The organism is Bacteroides nordii, from assembly GCF_019930665.1.
Lineage (GTDB): Bacteria > Bacteroidota > Bacteroidia > Bacteroidales > Bacteroidaceae > Bacteroides > Bacteroides nordii.
In genome coordinates, this window is sequence record NZ_CP082886.1 from 448,899 (window position 1) to 468,582 (window position 19,684).

9 protein-coding genes are annotated in these 19,684 nt (G+C 40.3%); 7 read left to right on the plus strand and 2 right to left on the minus strand.

Features of this window, described 5'->3' with window-relative positions; translation table 11 throughout:
* Positions 1 to 8 precede the first annotated feature (8 nt).
* The 5 genes from K8P02_RS01655 (at position 9) to K8P02_RS01675 (ending at position 12,254) form a co-directional block, all read left to right on the plus strand.
* On the plus strand, positions 9 to 1,688 hold the full coding sequence (locus K8P02_RS01655; protein WP_025866488.1) for a T9SS type A sorting domain-containing protein: 1,680 nt from the start codon (positions 9 to 11) through the stop codon (positions 1,686 to 1,688).
* 98 nt (positions 1,689 to 1,786) lie between these two features.
* Complete coding sequence (xyl3A, locus tag K8P02_RS01660; protein ID WP_025866487.1) at positions 1,787 to 4,378, plus strand: xylan 1,4-beta-xylosidase; 2,592 nt, start codon at positions 1,787 to 1,789, stop codon at positions 4,376 to 4,378.
* 68 nt (positions 4,379 to 4,446) lie between these two features.
* Positions 4,447 to 6,333 carry a GxGYxYP domain-containing protein gene (locus tag K8P02_RS01665; RefSeq protein ID WP_025866486.1) on the plus strand — a complete coding sequence of 629 codons (1,887 nt, stop codon included), beginning with the start codon at positions 4,447 to 4,449 and terminating at the stop codon, positions 6,331 to 6,333.
* A 219-nt stretch (positions 6,334 to 6,552) separates the two neighbouring features.
* Complete coding sequence (locus K8P02_RS01670; RefSeq protein WP_002559510.1) at positions 6,553 to 8,505, plus strand: GDSL-type esterase/lipase family protein; 1,953 nt, start codon at positions 6,553 to 6,555, stop codon at positions 8,503 to 8,505.
* Positions 8,506 to 8,537: 32 nt separating this feature from the next.
* The gene (locus K8P02_RS01675) at positions 8,538 to 12,254 is read left to right on the plus strand and encodes a pectinesterase family protein (protein ID WP_025866485.1); all 3,717 of its coding nucleotides are present in this window, start codon (positions 8,538 to 8,540) and stop codon (positions 12,252 to 12,254) included.
* A gap of 63 nt (positions 12,255 to 12,317) precedes the next feature.
* On the opposite strand, the gene K8P02_RS01680 is transcribed toward K8P02_RS01675, so the two are convergent.
* The gene (locus K8P02_RS01680; RefSeq protein WP_155896537.1) at positions 12,318 to 12,482 is read right to left on the minus strand and encodes a hypothetical protein; all 165 of its coding nucleotides are present in this window, start codon (positions 12,480 to 12,482) and stop codon (positions 12,318 to 12,320) included.
* Between the two features lie 98 nt (positions 12,483 to 12,580).
* Between K8P02_RS01680 and K8P02_RS01685 the strand changes: the two genes are divergently transcribed.
* On the plus strand, positions 12,581 to 16,867 hold the full coding sequence (locus K8P02_RS01685; protein WP_223381909.1) for a hybrid sensor histidine kinase/response regulator transcription factor: 4,287 nt from the start codon (positions 12,581 to 12,583) through the stop codon (positions 16,865 to 16,867).
* Positions 16,868 to 16,926: 59 nt separating this feature from the next.
* On the opposite strand, the gene K8P02_RS01690 is transcribed toward K8P02_RS01685, so the two are convergent.
* The gene (locus tag K8P02_RS01690; protein WP_007484307.1) at positions 16,927 to 17,565 is read right to left on the minus strand and encodes a rhomboid family intramembrane serine protease; all 639 of its coding nucleotides are present in this window, start codon (positions 17,563 to 17,565) and stop codon (positions 16,927 to 16,929) included.
* A gap of 170 nt (positions 17,566 to 17,735) precedes the next feature.
* Between K8P02_RS01690 and K8P02_RS01695 the strand changes: the two genes are divergently transcribed.
* Positions 17,736 to 19,676, plus strand: coding sequence for a glycogen debranching enzyme N-terminal domain-containing protein (locus tag K8P02_RS01695; protein WP_002559514.1), 1,941 nt, complete (start codon positions 17,736 to 17,738; stop codon positions 19,674 to 19,676).
* Positions 19,677 to 19,684 lie beyond the last annotated feature (8 nt).

The window sequence follows — 19,684 nt, forward strand, 5'->3', positions numbered from 1 at the left end:
AGAATGTTATGAAAAAAGAGATTTTTACTTTGATGATTATGTTATTGTTCGGTGCGAATTTATTTGCACAGGATCTGGTCTTCAAGATGACTGAGGACAGTGGAGTTGAAATTATTAACGATGCGCGCTTTGATGTGATTAATAAGTGTGTCGGTAATACCAAAGAAGGTACTACCCTGCGTTTAGGAGAAGTGGATTTTGCTGATGGACAAAAATATGCAGGTTGTTCTGTTGAAATTGCTCATGAGAATAAGGCAATGGAAGGTTATCTGGACTTCTATCTTGGTAATCCGGACAATGGTGGTGTTCTGATTAATGACGTACAAGTGAACGGAACAGGTGCATTTCAGTATTATCGTACCTTCCGTTATAACTTTTATGCGGAAGGAGGAGATGTTGCTCGTCCGACAGGTAAGGGTGATGTGTATGTAAGATATCGTGAATGTGAAGGTAATCTTAAAAAAGTTGTTTTCTATACGGAGGAATTAAGTGATTCCGATATGGGTGAAATGAAAGATCCGGTATATCAATATCAATCGTTATTGGCAAAAAATGCAGAGATTGTAGAAAAAGCAGATTCTGATCCTCACCTCAATGATGAGGGGGCAATTGGATGGACCGGAGAAGGTGTTGTAGTAAAATTTGCTGATGTTGACTTTAAAGATGGTAATACTTATCAGCAGATAGCAGTAGTATCTACACATGGTGGTGGTACTAATCCGTCAGGTTTTCTTATGCTTTATATTGACGACGTGAACAATGAGGATAATCTGGTAGCTAAGATCTGGACGGCAAGAGATTTCTTTTGGACAATGTATGGCACTTTGGCTAAGAATATTACTAAAAAGATTAGCGGGAAACATGATTTATATGTGAAATGGACAGCTGCGACTAATTTGAAAGAAGTTCAATTGATTGAAGGAACACCCTGGCAAATGGAAGATGACGAACCGGAAAAGATAGAACTCATTGATGAAAAACTGACAGAAAGTGCATATACTATGACTTTCGATGCTATGGGTGGTGTTGAAAATCCTGCTGAAATTATAGCGGTTGGTACTGATGGAGCACGGTTTGAAGGTTCAAATATCGGTTATACTTCAAGAGGAGTAGTGGTGAAGTTGAGTGGAGTTGACTTTAAAGACGGAATATTTAAACGTATTCTTGTTAAACACTCTTCTGACCAGGCTAAAATCAATAACAGCTCATTTGATTTTTATCTTGATTTGCCTTTTAGTAATGAAGAATTTGCCGATTTATCGATATTGGAAGGACAATCGGTTTTGGCAAGTGTTGTTGCACAAGGCACTAATAATTGGAGTGATCCGAAACGTACGGGAGCTGATATGAGCACAACGGTAACGGGTATTCATGATTTATACATGGTTTTCCAAATCGAAAGTGGTTGTAATGTATTTGAGGTATCTCTTGATGTTCCCGCCGGAGCATCTTCTCTTGGGAAGAACATACTTGGAGATATTGTGAACGTTTCGGCGGATAAAGGGATGATAAGAATCGATGCGACTCAAGCATTGGAAATGTCTATCTATAATATGTATGGGCAGATGGTGGAAAAGGCATTTGTAACGAATGGAATTTCAACGTTTAGTCAATCACAAGGAATATACATGTTGAAGTTTGTGACAGAAAAAGGTGAATCAATCACCACGAAAGTAATCGTAAAATAAATTCTCTTAGATATTTGATTATCGTCCGGTAAGGAACATCCGATTCTTATCGGACGATATTTTTTAGATGTAGTTCAAAAAAATGTAAAAATAGAGCAATGAGGATCTATCTCTTTTTTTGTTTGTTCTTATCTTCTCTTTCGGTAGGAGCACAAGGGATATTACCGTTTAATAACCCTGATCTACCGGTTGAAGAGCGGGTAGAAGATTTAGTACGACGTCTCACTCTTCATGAAAAGGTATTGTTGATGTGCGACTATTCATCGCCGGTTCCGCGTTTGGGCATCAAACAATACAATTGGTGGAATGAAGCATTGCACGGTGTGGGGCGGGCAGGCTTAGCCACTGTTTTCCCACAGGCGATCGGCATGGCTGCTACCTTTGATGATTGTGCTGTAAAGCAAGTTTTTGAATGTGTTTCTGATGAGGCTCGTGCTAAATATCATCATTCCGAAAATAAAGATGGAAGCGAACGTTATCGGGGATTGACTTTCTGGACTCCTAATGTGAATATTTTCCGGGATCCCCGTTGGGGAAGAGGGCAGGAAACCTATGGAGAAGATCCCTATTTGACTTCCCGGATGGGATTGGCCGTCGTTCGTGGGCTACAAGGGCCTTCGGAAAGCAAATATGACAAGCTTCATGCATGTGCCAAACATTATGCATTACATAGCGGTCCGGAGTGGAATCGTCATCGTTTTGATGTGGAGAACATTTCTCCCAGAGACTTGTGGGAAACTTATTTGCCGGCTTTTAAGGCTTTGGTACAACAGGGAGGAGTTAAAGAAGTAATGTGTGCTTACAATCGCTTTGAAGGCGAGCCATGTTGCGGCAGTAATCGTTTACTATATAATATTCTCCGTGAGGAATGGGGATTTGACGGGCTTGTTGTATCTGACTGTGGTGCAATCAGTGATTTTTATCTTAAAGGACATCATGAAACACACTCTACTAAAGAATCTGCCGTTGCTGCTGCCGTGAAAGCCGGAACGGATCTTGACTGTGGTGTGGATTATCAGTCTTTGGAAAAGGCTGTTGAAAAAGGAATAATAACAGAGAAGCAGATCGATGTTTCACTTTCCCGTTTATTGAAAGCCCGTTTCGAATTGGGGTTGATGGATGAAGAGCATTTAGTTTCTTGGTCTGATATACCATATACGGTTGTTGATAGTGAAAAGCACCGGATGAAAGCTCTTGAGATAGCACGTAAATCGATGACTTTACTAAAAAATAAGAATGGAACGTTGCCTTTATCTAAGTATTGTGGTAAGATAGCGGTTATAGGTCCTAATGCAAATGATTCGATTATGATGTGGGGTAATTACAACGGTTTTCCCTCTCATACAGTCACTATCCTTGAAGGAATTACCCATAAGTTAGTTGGAGGACAGGTGATTTATGATAAAGGGTGCGAGTTGACTACAGGGGATACTTTTGTCAGTTTATTCAACCGATGCTCTTGGAAAGGAAAGATCGGTTTTAAAGCTTCTTATTGGAATCAACTGGAGTTTGCAGGAAAGGAAGTGACCGAAACACTGGTCGGTTCTCCTTTTAATTTCCATACGGGTGGGGCTACGGTCTTTGCTCCGGACGTAAATTTAAACAACTTTACAGCATGCTATCAAAGTATATTTTGTCCGGAAGAAGACAGGAAAGTAACTTTCAATATAAATGGGGATGACGGTTATCGGGTATTTGTAAATGGTAAAAAAGTGATTGATAATTGGGGACAACATGGTGCCGAAGCCCGGTCTTATATCTTAGATGCACACGCTGGAATGAAATATGATATCAGGATTGAGTATATGCAGGCCGGAGGAGAAGGTATATTGCAATTTGACTTAGGATATACAAAGCACTTTAATCCGAATGAAATAGCAGCAACGGTAAGTGATGCCGAGGCTATTGTGTTTGTCGGAGGGAAATCTCCGAAAGTGGAAGGAGAGGAATTACCTATTTCTTTTCCGGGATTTAGAGGAGGAGACCGGACAGTAATCGAATTGCCACAAATACAGCGTGATCTATTGCAGGAATTATATAAGACAGGGAAGCCGGTAATTTTGATTTTATGTTCAGGAAGTGCAATCGGGTTGTCTGCCGAAGTAGATCTGGCGGATGCCATTATTCAGGCTTGGTATCCGGGACAAGCAGGAGGTACGGCAGTAGCCGATGTTTTGTTTGGAGATTATAACCCTGCCGGGCGCTTACCTGTCACATTTTATAAAACAACGGAGCAACTTCCGGATTTTGAAGATTATAATATGCAGGGACGTACTTATCGCTATTTTAAGGGAGAAGCTTTATTTCCATTTGGGTATGGACTGAGTTATACTTCATTTGAAATTGGAAAAGCTCAATTGAGTAAGAAAAGGATCCATGCAAATGAGTCGGTAAATCTGGATTTATGGATTAAAAATACAGGAGAACGTGATGGTGAAGAAGTAATACAGGTTTATATACGTAAGTTGAAGGATAAAGAAGGGCCGTTAAAAACATTGAGAGCTTTTAAGCGTGTTCATGTAAAATCTGGTGAGAAGAAACAAATTTCTATTCATTTGCCAAATGACAGCTTTGAATTTTTTGATCCTGAATTTAATGTAATGCGGGTAATGGCAGGAGAGTATGAGGTTTTGTACGGAACATCTTCCGAGGGAAAAGATTTGAAGAAGATAAAGGTCAGAATTCAGTAAATGAATTGATAATATTATTAATAACTTGACTACTATTTATGGAGTAGGCTTATAATGGATATTGAAAAATGACAAATAGATATTTAAAACTCTTAGCCGTATTATTGTTGATGACATATACTGCTTTTGCCGGGAATAAAATTGGTATTTATGATTTGCGTTATACACTCCATGCTGATTTGAATACAACGCAAGGACTCGATTTGGCTTGGGATGATGTTCATGCTGTGTCTACCTTACAAGGAGTGGTAAACAGGGATATTCCCCGGTTGTATGTTTACTTTGTGATGGAGGGCGATAATGATATCGATGGTTATTGGTGGAATAAATACAGTCAGAAGGGAGAATGGTTGTGCGGACGTGAAACTCGGACGTATCGGACAATGGAGGATTTATTCACAGCATATGTTCCTTATATAGAAGGGGTGGTCGTTTATGATGGTAAAGTTCCCTCTACCAGCAATGTGGCGTCTTCTGTAGCAGGTATTGAAAATTTGGTGGCCATTCGTTACGACGATACTCCCGGAAGTTTATATGATCGCCTTGTGCTGCACGGACCGAAACTACCGGTGAAAAGATGGTTGTTGAATCCCGATGGCACTTCTATGTTTACCGGTAAGACAGGAACAAAGATTCCGGGAACAGAACGTTACTCTACCGGTTCTTTGAAGAACGATCCTTATGTTTGGTTTATAGAGAAATACCTGAAAACAGGTAAGTGCAATACGGAGTTTGCCGCTTATTATATTGACCAATATTGGAAGCAAAGACCCTTTGCTGCTGTAAAAAATCATCATACCTTGAGTAATCATGACTTTTTTGTGAGTAAAAGAGCTTTCTTTTTCGATTTATCTCCCTGGGGAGACGAGCCGGCTACTGATGATCCTTCTCAACCTGTCGGTACAGATTTGAATACTTTGAAAGAAATGTTGTTATTGGCTTATCAACAGAATAAGAATGAAAAGATGTGTTATATCGGAGGGTTTCCTTCCTGGGCCTATAAGTATACAATGCATGCTTCTGGTATTCATGACGATGTGCCTACGGAGTGGGAGTTCAGCCGTATCATCAGTGCATACAATGCTTTTAAGGATGCGGACGCCATCAGCTATGGTGCGTTGGCGAATGCTTCTTTTTGGCAACACTTTCCTACAAAAAAGAAATATGCTCAAGATTGGATTTCTCGTAAAGAACTACAAAAAAGAGGATTACTGACAGCAGATGGTAAAGTAAACGTGGACGGCAGGAATTTTATTATCTTTTATGTCGGCGATTATGATGCTTCCGCATGGATATCACAACGTACACCTTCTATTTGGGATGATCCTAACCGGGGGAAATTACCATTGATGTGGTGTATCAGTCCTGTATTGGCCGAACGTGTACCGCATATTATGCATAACTTCCGCACAACGGCTACCCCAAATGATTATTTTGCTTCGGCCGATAACGGTGCGGGATATATAATGCCGGGTATGTTGCAAGAACCTCGTGGATTGTCAGGACTTCCGTCTGGTCTGGAGGTATGGGGCAGGCATTGTAAGAAGTATTATGAGAAGTGGGGTTTATCCGTAACCGGTTTTGTTATCGACGGACAGGCTCCGGGATTGAATAAAGAGGGTTTGGACTGTTATGCTTCTTTTAGTCCGAATGGCATTGTACCTCAGAAGGTCGTAACTGCCTCATTGCATGGTAATATGCCTGTAATTCGTGCCGATCTGGATATAAATGACGATGATCCTAAAGTTGCTGCCGCAAGAATCGTGAAACGTGTGAAGGAACGTTCGGCATTACCTTTTCATTGGTTTCGTAATATTCTGAAGCAACCTACCTGGTATTGTGAAGTGATGGATGAGGTGAAATCACAGGATGAAAACATTGTGTTGTTGGATGTTCCTGCGTTTTTCGAACTGCTGCGTATTTATCTGAAAGAACATGATTCGGTGATAGAGTAAAAATCAGTTTAGGCTTGTATTAAAACAATGCAAAATCTTCTATATAAAGTCTTTGTGTGGAATTTTTTTGCCATCATGTGGAAAAATTGATTGGTTGGATATCGATTGTTATTCGATTTTATTGCACAATTTGTTCAATTGGGAGATTGAATAGAATGTGCAATAAAAAAGAAAAGGCTTGCATTAGCTTTGTCTTTCGAAAAACAATTCATATCAATCATGAAAAACGAATTCAAGTCTTTTCTTTTGGCTGCTGTTTGCAGTCTTGGGCTTGCTTCTGCTTTTGCGCAAGCCCCGACAGTTCATACCATCGGCGATTCTACGATGGAAGAGAAATCAACTGACCCTTCTGTTAATACTAACGGCCAGCGAGGATGGCCTCAAATGCTCCCACAGTTTATGGTTAACGGTGCTACACTGAATAACCGTGCCAAGAGTGGGACAAGTTCTAAAACATTTTATGAAGAGAGCCGCTTCTGGACAACGGTAAAACCACAAATCAAAGAGGGAGATTATGTTGTCATCCAGTTTGGACACAACGATGAGAAGCATGCAGGAGCCGATGGAGAGATCGGAACTTATCCATGGACTACCTATCAGGAGTATTTGAGAAAGTATGTAAATGAAGTTAGAGAATTGGGAGCTAATCCAATTTTGTTTACTCCTATTGTACGTGGTTATTTCAGTGGAAATAAAATAACGGATAAAGGAGCCCATAACTTAGGAGCAGATGTAATAATGTCTTCCGGCAAAAATCTGGATTATGTAGCTGCCATGAAAGAGGTTGCCCGGGAACTGAATTGTCCATTGGTGGATCATACTGCCCTGACACGTGAAATCTGCGATGAATACGGAGAGGAGAAGGCAGTAGAACTTATATATAATGTAGGAGACGGTACTCATATAGGAGAATATGGAGCTACTCTTTACGCTCGTCTGGCTGTACAAGGCCTGGTGGCAAAGGGATTATTGACAGAGTATTTTAATGCTGATCCGGATGTATTGATTAATCCGACGACTCATAATTTTGGAAAGAGTTATCTGAATGCTGGTTCTGTGTATGCTTTTTCAATCAGTGGTATTGATTTAACGCCGGGTAGTGGTAAAGTAACTATCTCTGCTTCAGAGGGATTTGTGGTTTCTCTGAATGCTATCGGAGGTTTTGCTTCTGTAGCGGAGATTGGGTATGAAAATGGAAACTTGCCCATGACTTCTGTTTATGTAAAATTCCTGCCAACAGAGAAAGGTGTAAAAAGCGGGACGCTAACTGTGAGTAACGGTACAAGTATTAAAACTGCAACTCTGACTGGTGAGGGAGTCTCTTTTGAGGGAGGAGTAGAAGCTCAGGCCTATTGGCAGTTAAATCAGGATACCAAGGCGGTTGTTACCGGTCCGATATTGGCAGCAGAAGAGGTTTTTAGCCAGATGTATGCTGATCGTTATGCCAAACCGGGTAATCCGACTACCTGGATAGATGGATTGGTAGATCCGGAGACAAAAACACAGCGAAACATTATTGAAGGTGATGACTGGCCGGAGAATGAAATCGATGTGAACTATAGCCGTTATATTGAATTTTCTGTAACTGCCAATGCAGGTACGACTTTCAATATCGACTCTATCGGACTGTATGCCGGTGGTTCCGGTGGCAATGGTATGTGTTTCCGGGTAATGTGTTCTAAGGATCCGGGATTTGGCGAGTATACACTGATAAGTAACCGTCCCTCTAATGTATCCAATACTATGTATCCCATTTCTCTGAAAGAGATTATAGAACTTCAAGGAGAAGAAACACTTTATTTACGTGTATATCCCTGGTATAGCAGTAAATCCAATCGGAAATCAATTTGTCTTTATGGCGTCACAGTGAAAGGAGTTGTAACAGAAGGAGAGATTACCTCTATAAGAACTGTAGACAGTATGAAGAAAGCTTATTGTACTCCGGCGATAACTGCTGACCGAACAACTTTGCATTACGAACTTTCCGAGTCAGGCTTGGTGGATATTACTTTATACAGTATAGGAGGACGTGCTATGCTGAACTATAGTAAGAATCAGGAAACCGGAATTCACACACACGAAATTGATCTGAGAGGATTTTCTGATGGAGTTTATCTTTGTAAGTTAGTTACGGGAACTCAGATGCAAACAATACGTATCGTCAAAAAATGAAATGAGTTTTATGAATAATAAAATAATATATCATGAATAGGAATTTTTTATTAAAAGGCTGTCTGGCTGGAATATTGGGGCTTTCTACACAATTGGTTATAGCTCAGACTTTTGACAACGAAAAAGTTACAGCGACATGGGGAATGTCCGGTGGAGTCAATGAACCATCACAGGCTGTTGTCAGTAATGAACATGCTTTTAGTACAACTGCTTTTGTTTTGGGTGGAGAGATGAACTTCTCCAAACAACAGGAGTATAAAGGGCTTGACGAAAATCTGAGTATGAATACTTATAAGCCAAGCGCTCAAATGAGTGGGGCAACAGATGGGTATGATCTGATTTACTCTATAAAACCAGCTAAAGGATTGACTTTTCAACCGGGACAGATTTCTTTCAAAATGGGTGTATTTGGCACAGGAGGTGGTATGGTGGATGTTTATTTGAAGTACGCCGATGGGACTAAAAAAACGGTGGCAGGTACTATCAAGCCGAATCGTTCCGGAACCTCTGTAAATGCCACTGAATGTACATATGATTTAGGTAGTATGTCGGCAACTGATGAAGAACTATCATTGATTATCAGTGTATATAGCCTGGCAAATAATAAAGAGATAGGTTTCAGTAATGTGATGGTTACAGGTACAGTAAATGGTACAGCCGTAGAAGTTCCGCAATATAATGTAGCAACAAGTATGGAACCGGAGAGTGCAGGCACTGTTAATCAGATGCCGGCAGGCAGTTTGATGGATGAAGATACGAAAGTAACTGTGACAGCTTTTCCAAAGTTTGGTTTTCATTTTGTTAATTGGGTGGATAATAGTGGTAAAGAAGTGTCGGCGGAAAATCCATATTCATTTGTAGTAAAAAGTAATACTTCATTGAAGGCTGTTTTCCGGGAAGTGAACACTTATACATTTTCTACCCGTTGCATCAACGATCTGGAAATGCAGATTGGTTCTGTTACATTGAACCCGGAACCAACTGAAGGGAAGTATGAAGAAGGCGTGATAGTAACTGCTACAGCAAACGAACTTCCAATTGCACGATTTTTGAATTGGGAAGATGATTTTGAAAATTCCAGTGTTACAACTGCCGAGCGCAGTGTGACGGTAAAACAAAATACGGAACTTATTGCAAATTATGAGATTCAGGATTTCATTGCCGCTTATAATTCCGATAAAGCAGAGATTTGGGCAAACAAAGGGAATTATCCGTTTGCTGCCGATTATACCTGGGACTTAGAACGTAATGCTACTGCTTCTGTTGTGAAAGTGAATGATGGAAGTTCATTGAACGGTAATTCGAGTGGTACTCCGGTAGTACGTATGCGCAAGGGAGCTGTCATAAGTTCGGTCAATGGTTTGTATATGAACGGATATCGCAGTACGGATGTGGCAATGCAGATTCAGTTTTCGACCAGGAACTTTACAACCGTTCGTTTCACTGCAGCTTTGGTTGCAAAGAATGCCGCAACTGTAAACTGGAAGGTGCTTTATTCTACAGATGGTACTATTTATAAACCTGTTACGAATAATAACGAAAAGTTGATTTATAAATTGGTCAACGGACTGGCTACAAGTGTTGATTTTGAATTGCCGGGTGAGGAAGTTGCTGATAAAGAAATGGTATACATTCGCTTTACCGGTACAGGTGATGAGGTTCTTAATGATAACAATGGTGAATATAACTTTGATAAAGTCGATTCGGAAAGTGGTTTGAATTATACCGACCATAGTGAAACCGGTTTGGGTAATATTTATGTATTTGGCACTCCGGTTGTTGAGGAAGATCATGAGGCACCTGCTATCAAAGCTATTGCTCCGGCAGATAAAGCTACTGGTGTGTCAGCCAGTGGTAAGATTACGATTTCTTATAGTGAACGTATCCAGGCTGGTACAGGAGAGGCTACGTTGGCTGGAAACGGTAAAACGATTACACTCGAACCGGAATATGGAAGTTCTTCTGTCTCTTTCCGCTATGTAAATTTGGCTTATGCGAGCACATATACTTTGGAACTTCCGGAAGGGTATGTGACTGATCGTTCCGGCAATAAAGCACCAGCTGTCAGCAGTAGTTTCACTGTGATGGAGCGTATTAAACCGGAAGCCCGTCTTTTTAATGCGATAGTAGATCAAAGTCTGGAAGTTAGTGTTATGCCAACCTCTACTGCAATAGGTCAATATAAAACGATTCAGGAAGCTATTGATGCTGTGCCCGTGACTAATAACAAACCCTGGCTTATTTTTATAAAAGCCGGATATTATAATGATTTGAATAACCGGACATTTTCTACCGGGAAATATACTTGGGAAGATCAGAGTGGCAAACTATCTGCTTCGGAGGACAGCCGTATTATAGTGGTAGATCGTCCGTTTGTGCATCTCATTGGTGAAGATGTAAATAAAGTAACGATCGCACAAGACCGTATTGCAGGAAGTAATGCTGCTGACAAGAGTCAACCTTGGTATAATGTGGCAGAAGGTGCCACACTGGTAATTAAGTCAAATGACTTTTATGCGGAGAATCTGACGATTGATAATGAGTGGTGGACTAAATATGAAGGGAATGAAACACGTGGTCCGCAAGCATTGTCTCTGTATGTGGAAGCAGATCGTGTAGCTTTCAACAACTGCCGTATCCGTTCTTATCAGGATACATACCTGAGTCCGAAAACAGGAAATACGAATACGGGTAATAATCAACCTCACTATTATGACCGTAACTATTTCCGTAATACTATGATTGAAGGTGCAGTCGATTTTATTTATGGAGGAGGCGATGTCTACTTTGATAATTGTACGCTGAATATTGTACGTGAATCGGGAGGTTACATTGTTGCTCCGTCGCATTATACTGATCTTAAGGACAATCAGGGTAATATTACACAAGTAAGTACGCGTTGGGGATATGTATTCAAAAATACAAAGATTACTGCTCCCGTTGGTAAGGAAGATAAAACACAGGTATATTTCGGACGTCCCTGGCACAATGAGCCAAAAACTGTATTTATCGATACGGAATGCCGTGTGAAACCGTATGATGGTTATTGGTATCCTACAATGGGTGCTGTGCCTGCTCTTTGGGCTGTGTACAATATATGGGACAAGAACGGATATAAAATGAGCGAAACATCTATCGAAGACTATTGGTACGAAAGCAATGGTGAGACGATTCGTGGTAAAGCAAAAAACTTCCTTACAGATGAAGAAGCTGCTTCGTATACATTAGAAAATGTGCTGAGTGGTGACGGAAGTGATGCTACTACCGGCGTATGGAATCCACTACCAATGGTAGAACAAACTGCCAAACCTGTTATTAGTGGGATAGAAGGAACTGCTACATTCGGTTGGACTGCTGATGAATATGCTATCTGCTATGTAATAAATATTAATGGTAAAGTAGCCGGATTTACTACTGAAACCCACTATGAGGCAAATTTGAATGATGTAGTTACTGTTCAGTCTGTTAATGAATACGGTGCATTGAGTGAGGCTTCAGATGAATTTATAGTAGGAAGTATTGGTACTGGTGTTGAAAATACTACTTTGGAAAACAATATTAGTGTAATAGGGGGGAAGGGCACCATTTCTGTACGTGGTATTGAAACAGCAACAGATATCAAGATATACGGTATAAACGGTACTTTGGTACAAAGTCTGGAAGTTCATCGCAATGTATCACTCTCTGTTCCGGCAGGGCAATATATTTTGAAGGCAAATAATTCGGTATCCAAGGTGTTGGTTTACTGATGAATGGTATAGGTCTTCTTGAGGGAGAGAGAGGAAGCATTGAAAAAGATGTTTCCTCTCTCTTTATACTGTAGCCATACTTTTTAGATTAAGCTCTGTATTTCTTTGTACTGCCATCCTATTGGCAAGGTGTTGCCAACAGAATGGCAAAGTGTTGCCAATGGGATGGCAAAGTATTGCCAATAGGGTGGCAAAACAAACAGTTTTACCCTCTTTGTTTTTCTTCATATAGTATAACTCTATCACGAATTATAAGTACTTATCCAACAATAATTTTATCATTATTACAGGAAATACGTTATCTTTGTCTATCTCAAAGATTCGTTATGTTTAGATTGCTTCTTATACTTATATCTTTTATTTATCCGTTTATGCTTTCTGCCCAGAGCTTGATGCATGTACGTTATTATTCGGCTAAAGATGGATTATCCCAGAATACTGTGACGGATTTTTTACAGGATGATAAAGGATACATCTGGATGTCTACCTGGAACGGATTAGAAAAGTTTGACGGTTATACATTTCAGAATTATAAATCTTATCCTACAGATGATTCCCGCCTGGAATACAATCGTATTCAACAGATTGTAGAGGCCAAAAAAGGGAATATATGGTGTGTTACTTATAATAATTTGCTTTATTTGTTTAATACTCAGACTGAAACTTTCCTGAATGTCTTTTCCGGATATTCACATCTTGCTGATTATGGCCGGGTAGCGCGATTATATAAGCAAGCGGATGGTTTACTTTGGTTCAGTAATCAAGCCGGAGATTTGTTCAGGCTTGATGAAGACAGATTGGGAGAAAAAGATGGAATTGTACACCTGCCTTGTCATTCCTGTACGGAGCACGGAAAGAGAATATATTCTGTGCATAAGGATAAGAATGGATATGAGTGGATATTAACCGACCGGGGAACTTTTGTTTATGGTCATCCGGAAATACGTACGAAGGTAGAATTGAGGTATATAAAGGAAGTGGATAAGAATACTTTTTTTATCACTCAGGAAGGGGAGCTATACGAATTTACACCACAGGCTGGTATTCAGAGTATTTCTAATCCTTTTTCCATGAAGGAAGTCAGTGGACTCGTGACTATAAAAACAGGCAGGCTGTTGATTCCGGATCAGGAAAAAATTATTGTTTATGATACCCGGAAAAAGAACTTTGAACAATTATACAAGCAGGCAACTTCCGAGTTTTTGCATATAACAGGAGCCTATCATTCTAAACAGGATTGGGTTTGGATGTTGGATGGACAAAGAGTGTTATGTTATTCATTTACTGATAGGAAAATGATCATTTTTCGGGAGAACTTGTCAAATGAGGATACATTTCGGCATATACATGAAGATGAATTCGGAGGAATCTGGTTGATGACCCGTGACGGGAGTTTTTATACTTATAATTCCGGGAGTAACCGATTGGAACCAGCTTACCGTTACACAACCGGGCAAAAGGAACCCTATCGGACGGAAGGCAGAGCTTTTTTAAGAGACTCTCATAAGAATCTGTGGGTAAGCCGTAGGTATGGCTTTGATAAGATTTATTTTACAAATCGTAATTATGATTATCTTGCTGCTACCGGAGGACAGGAAGTGCGAGGTGTATTTATCGATTCAAAAAAACGTCTGTGGATTGCTTCCAAAGAGAATCGGGTAGAGGTATATGATGAACAGGGTACTTATATAGGAAATATGGATTCCGGAGGTAGATTGCAGAAAGATAAGAATGTATCGTTCGGTAAAAAGGTTTATACATTCTTTGAGGATACCGAACATCGTATCTGGTTAGGAACCCGTAATCATGGAATTGTAGTAGCGACAGAAAAAGAGGGAGCTTTTACTCTCCAGAATTTCCGGCATGATGCACGAAATCCTTATAGCCTCAGTAATGATGCAATTTATACGATTTGCCAGGATACTCGAAACCGTATATGGATCGGGACATTAGGAGGAGGAATTAATCTGTTCACCGGATTTTCGGATAATTCCCGTTTTATTCATCCGGGGAATCTGTTGAAAGGATATCCCGATGGGCTATGTCATAAAGTACGTAGTTTGCATTGTACACGGGAAGGCGTTATGCTTGCCGGTACAACAGAAGGTTTGCTGAGCTTTTCGGATGATTTTCAGAAACCGGAGGATATTGTATTTTACCACAATGACTGTACTGGCGGCCTAAGTAATAATGATATTATGGACGTGTTGGAAAGTCGGGATGGTAAGTTATATATCGCGGCCTATAGTGGAGGAATTTGTTTGGCAAATACGGATTCGTTGTTGAGTACGAGAATTCATTTCAGCTATCTCAATAAAAAGAACGGGCTTCCATCCGACTTGCCACAAGCCATGCTGGAAGACAAAGATGGGAATATCTGGATATGTTTTGAGAACTATATTGGTAAATACTGTCCGGAGCGGAGAGAGTTTGAAACGTATGATAGTGCTAATCTGCATACGGATCTGCAGATAAGTGAGGCACATCCGGCTATTGACCGGCGGGGAGCGATGTATATCGGTACGAACCAAGGCGTTTTACGTCTTCGATTGTACGATTTGAAGAAGAGTCATTTTGTCCCTCGAATAGTCTATACCGGAGTAAATATTCAAAATAGCGACGGTACTGCCTATACTTCTATTCTTGTGGCAGATTCTTTGGTGTTGAGTAAGAAGGAGCGTAATGTGACGATCACTTTTTCGGCACTGGATTATACAAATTCAGAGTCACTTCAATATGCCTATCGTTTGAAGGGTATCAATGACCAGTGGGGAGACATCGGAGAAAATCATTCCATCGGTTTTGCAAATTTGCCTGCCGGTGACTTTGTACTGGAAGTAAAGTCTACCAATGGCGATGGAGTATGGCATGATAATATCACTCCTCTTCATATACATATCCAGCCTCGTTTTACAGAGACAATCTGGGCGTGGATAGTTTATGTGTTTATTGTTATAATACTTATTTTGACAGTGTCCGGTATTATAATCTATATTACTAATCTGAAGCGAAAAGTAGATTTTGAAGAACAACTGACTGACTTGAAACTACGCTTTTTTACAGATATCTCGCATGAACTTCGTACTCCGTTAACATTGATTTCCGGCTCAGTTGAGGAAATTGTAGAACGGGGACAAATACAGGAAAGTGGAACGGAGAACATGCAGGTGGTCAGGAGGAATGTGAACCGTATGCTGAGGCTCGTTAATCAGATTCTGGATTTCAGAAAGATACAAGGACGAAAGATGAAACTAAGTATCGGGCAAGGAGATGTGATTGCTTTATGCAGGCAGGTCTGTGAGAATTTTATGCAGTTGTCTCACGAACGTTCTATTCATTTCAACCTGATTCATGAAATGCAGGAAATGCGTTGTTATACGGATATGGATAAGTTGGAAAAGATACTTTTTAATTTATTATCCAATGCTTTTAAGTATACAGCCAATGGCAAGTCTATTACTATGACAATCTGTATGCAGTCCGGTAGTTTCTCTATTTGTGTTCGCGATGAAGGTAAGGGGATGGATCTTCGGAAGATTGATAACTTGTTTGAACGTTTTGCTACTTTTGGTAAGGCCGATCCGAATCGTTCCTCCGGTATAGGGCTTTCATTGGTGAAAGAATTTACAGATTTACTGCACGGTACCGTACAAGTTGAAAGTATACCTGAACAGGGAACAGCTTTTACTATAACTTTGCCTTGTACATATGAGGCCTATGCCAGTGACCCGGAGACCGAGTTTATTCTGAATGATGAAATACAGTTTGACTATCAGCCGGAAGTACCTTCGTCTAATGGGGAAGAGAAGGAGAGAAGTATATTAATTATAGAGGATAATGATGAACTTCGTCGTTTTCTGACTACTATTTTGAGAGATCGATACAGTGTGTTGGAGGCTGGCAATGGCAAACAAGGCTTGGAAATTATATGGAAAGAACTACCGGATTTGGTTGTCAGTGATGTGATGATGCCCGAAATGGATGGGATTGAGTTTTTAGAAGCAGTAAAAACAAACCGCGATACAAGTCATATTCCCGTGATTTTACTTTCTGCAAAAGCATCTGTTGACGATCGTGTTAAAGGATTGGAGTATGGTGCGGACGATTACATTGCCAAGCCTTTCAATTCGGCTTATTTGAAGGCACGGATTGAATCATTGATAAAACAGCGCAGTTCTTTATCGGCTTATTATCTCCGGCAACCGTTGAAAAATTTAGGAAAAACAGCAAATAAGCAGCCTGATGTGCCACTCGAACAAATATTGGAAACAGTACCTGCTTTTAATAGTACATTCATCCGGGAAGTTATTCGGTTTGTTGATGAGAATTTGCAAAATCCCGATTTTAAAATTGATGATCTGGCAGAAACGATGAATATGAGCCGTGCTGTATTCTATAGGAAGATCAAAACCTTTACAGGAGCTTCTCCCATTGATTTGGTTAAAGAAATGCGTTTAAAGCGTGCTTTGGAGTTATTAGATACCAGTTCATACAGTTTATCAGAGGTTGCTTATCAAAGTGGATTCTCTTCACCTCAGTATTTTAGTCGTGTGTTCAAAGAACAGATGCAGTGTACCCCGAATGAATATAAGAGGCGGAAAGCCTTAATTTAGTTGAAAATTGAAAGTGGAAAATTGAAAATTACTATGCAGCGTGATAGCGCAGCTAATTTTCAACTTTCAATTTTCATCTCTTCTTCATCGTCGTTTTCATTTTCTTCTTCTTCTTCAAATGGTTCCGGGCGTTGTGGCCCATAACCTACGAAAGCAAATGCGCAAAGTGTTCCCATTATCGCTCCACTCAGATGCCCTTCCCATGAAGTGTTGGCAGGTGTGAAGTAGGGAATCATTTGCCATACCAGCCCACCATATAGAAAAGTCACCAATAGTGAAATTGCAATTAAAGGTATATACTTTCTCAGTAATCCACTAAAGAAGAGAAAAAATGCCAGCCCATAAATAATACCACTTGCTCCGATGTGCCATCCGGGTTTTCCGATGAGGTATGTGATGGCCCCGCAACCCACCCAGATTATAAAGAATATATAGGGAGCGATGCCACGGTAAAAGTAAAATAAACACCAGGACAGAAAAAAAAGTGGAAGCGTGTTGGCTAAGAGATGAGGAAAGTTACTGTGTATCAATGGATGTGCGAAAATGCCAAACAATCCTCTCTTCTCCATAGGATATACTCCTAACCGTGTGAAGTCCCAGTCCATGCCAACCTCTAATATTTTTATAATGTAGAGGATAAAAATTAGGAACAAGGGGAGCATCATGGACAGAATGATTTTTCGTAAATCCTGTTTCATTTCTCTTCTTTTTCGTTAATTCTTCGCAATGCTACGAATATTTTAAGGAAAATGGAAAATAAAAACCGTTTTTATTTTTGTTTTTACCTATAATTCGTATTTTTGGAAATCATACTATTTTATATGTTATGATAACAGAAATATAATTAACCTTTAAATAATGCACAACTATGAGTTATTTACATTTTGACAAGACTCTTATGGTCAATCTTGAGGAATCTTTACCGAGAGAGATTCTTCGGACAAACCGTTCGGGAGCTTATCATTGTACAACGATTGTGGATTGTAACACACGCAAATATCACGGTTTGTTGGTGATCCCTGTCCCCAACCTGGACGATGAGAACCATGTGCTGCTATCTTCTCTTGATGAAACGGTAATTCAACACGGCGCAGAGTTTAACTTGGGATTGCACAAATATCAGGGTAATAATTATAGTCCTAACGGACATAAATATATCCGCGAATTTGATTGTGAGCATATTCCGGCTACAACTTACCGTGTTGGGGGAGTCATCCTTCGAAAGGAGAAAATTTTTGTACATCATGAAAACAGGATCCTGATTCGTTATACTCTACTGGATGCCCATTCGGCAACCACTCTGCGTTTTCGCCCGTTTCTGGCTTTCAGAAGTGTGAGAGAGTATACACATGAAAATACACAAGCGAGCCGTGAGTATCAGTTGGTAGAGAATGGCATAAAAACCTGTATGTATCCGGGGTATCCGGAGTTGTTTATGCAATTGAATAAGAAGAATGAGTTTCATTTTGATCCGAATTGGTATCGAGGCATTGAATATCCAAAGGAACAGGAACGGGGCTATGATTTTAATGAAGATCTCTACGTGCCGGGTTATTTTGAAGTAGATATAAAGAAGGGCGAAAGTATCGTTTTCTCTGCTGGAATATCAGAAGTGTCTCCCCGTCGTTTGAAACAGATTTTCGAGGCAGAAGCCGAAGATCGTACACCTCGTGACAGTTTCTATCACTGCCTGAAAAACTCAGCGCATCAGTTTCATAATAAACAAGAAGATAACCATTATATTCTGGCCGGATATCCATGGTTTAAGTGTCGTGCAAGGGATATGTTTGTCTCATTGCCCGGCTTGACACTGGCTGTGGATGAAGTAGATGAATTTGAAGATGTAATGCAGACTGCTGAAAAAGCAATCCGTAATTATATAGATGATGAACCGATAGAATGCAAGATTTATGAAATGGATGATCCAGACATCTTGCTGTGGGCTGTATGGGCATTGCAACAGTATGCTAAGGAAACTTCGCGTGAGCAATGCCGTATGAAATACGGTTCTCTGTTGGAAGCTATCATGGAGTTTATCCGTCAGCGGAAACATGATAATCTTTTCCTTCACGAAAACGGATTGCTTTATGCAAATGGTTCGGATAAAGCCATTACCTGGATGAACTCTACGGTAAATGGACACCCGGTGGTACCTCGTACGGGATATATTGTAGAAATAAATGCACTGTGGTATAATGCACTTCGCTTCGTTGCCGATCTGGTGCGCGAAGGAGGGAATGTGGTGCTGGCCGATTCACTGGATGGACAGGCTGCAATAACCGGTGCATCATTTGTGGAAGTATTCCGTAATGAATATGGTTATCTGCTTGATTATGTAGACGGAAATATGATGGACTGGAGTGTACGTCCCAATATGATATTTACTGTAGCCTTTGACTATTCTCCTCTTGATCGTATGCAGAAAAAGCAAGTGTTGGACATTGTGACGAAAGAATTACTTACCCCGAAAGGGCTTCGTACATTGAGCCCCAAGAGTGGTGGTTATAATCCGAACTATGTTGGTTCCCAACTTCAGCGTGATTATGCTTATCACCAGGGAACAGCCTGGCCATGGCTGATGGGATTTTATATGGAGGCCTATCTGCGGATTTATAAGATGAGCGGTATTTCGTTTGTAGAACGCCAGTTGATTGGTTTTGAAGCCGAAATGACCAGCCATTGTATTGGGTCATTGCCTGAGTTATTCGATGGTAACCCACCTTTTAAAGGTCGTGGAGCAGTATCGTTTGCGATGAACGTAGCCGAAATTCTGCGTATTTTGAAGTTATTGTCAAAGTATAATTTATAAGAGGAGGG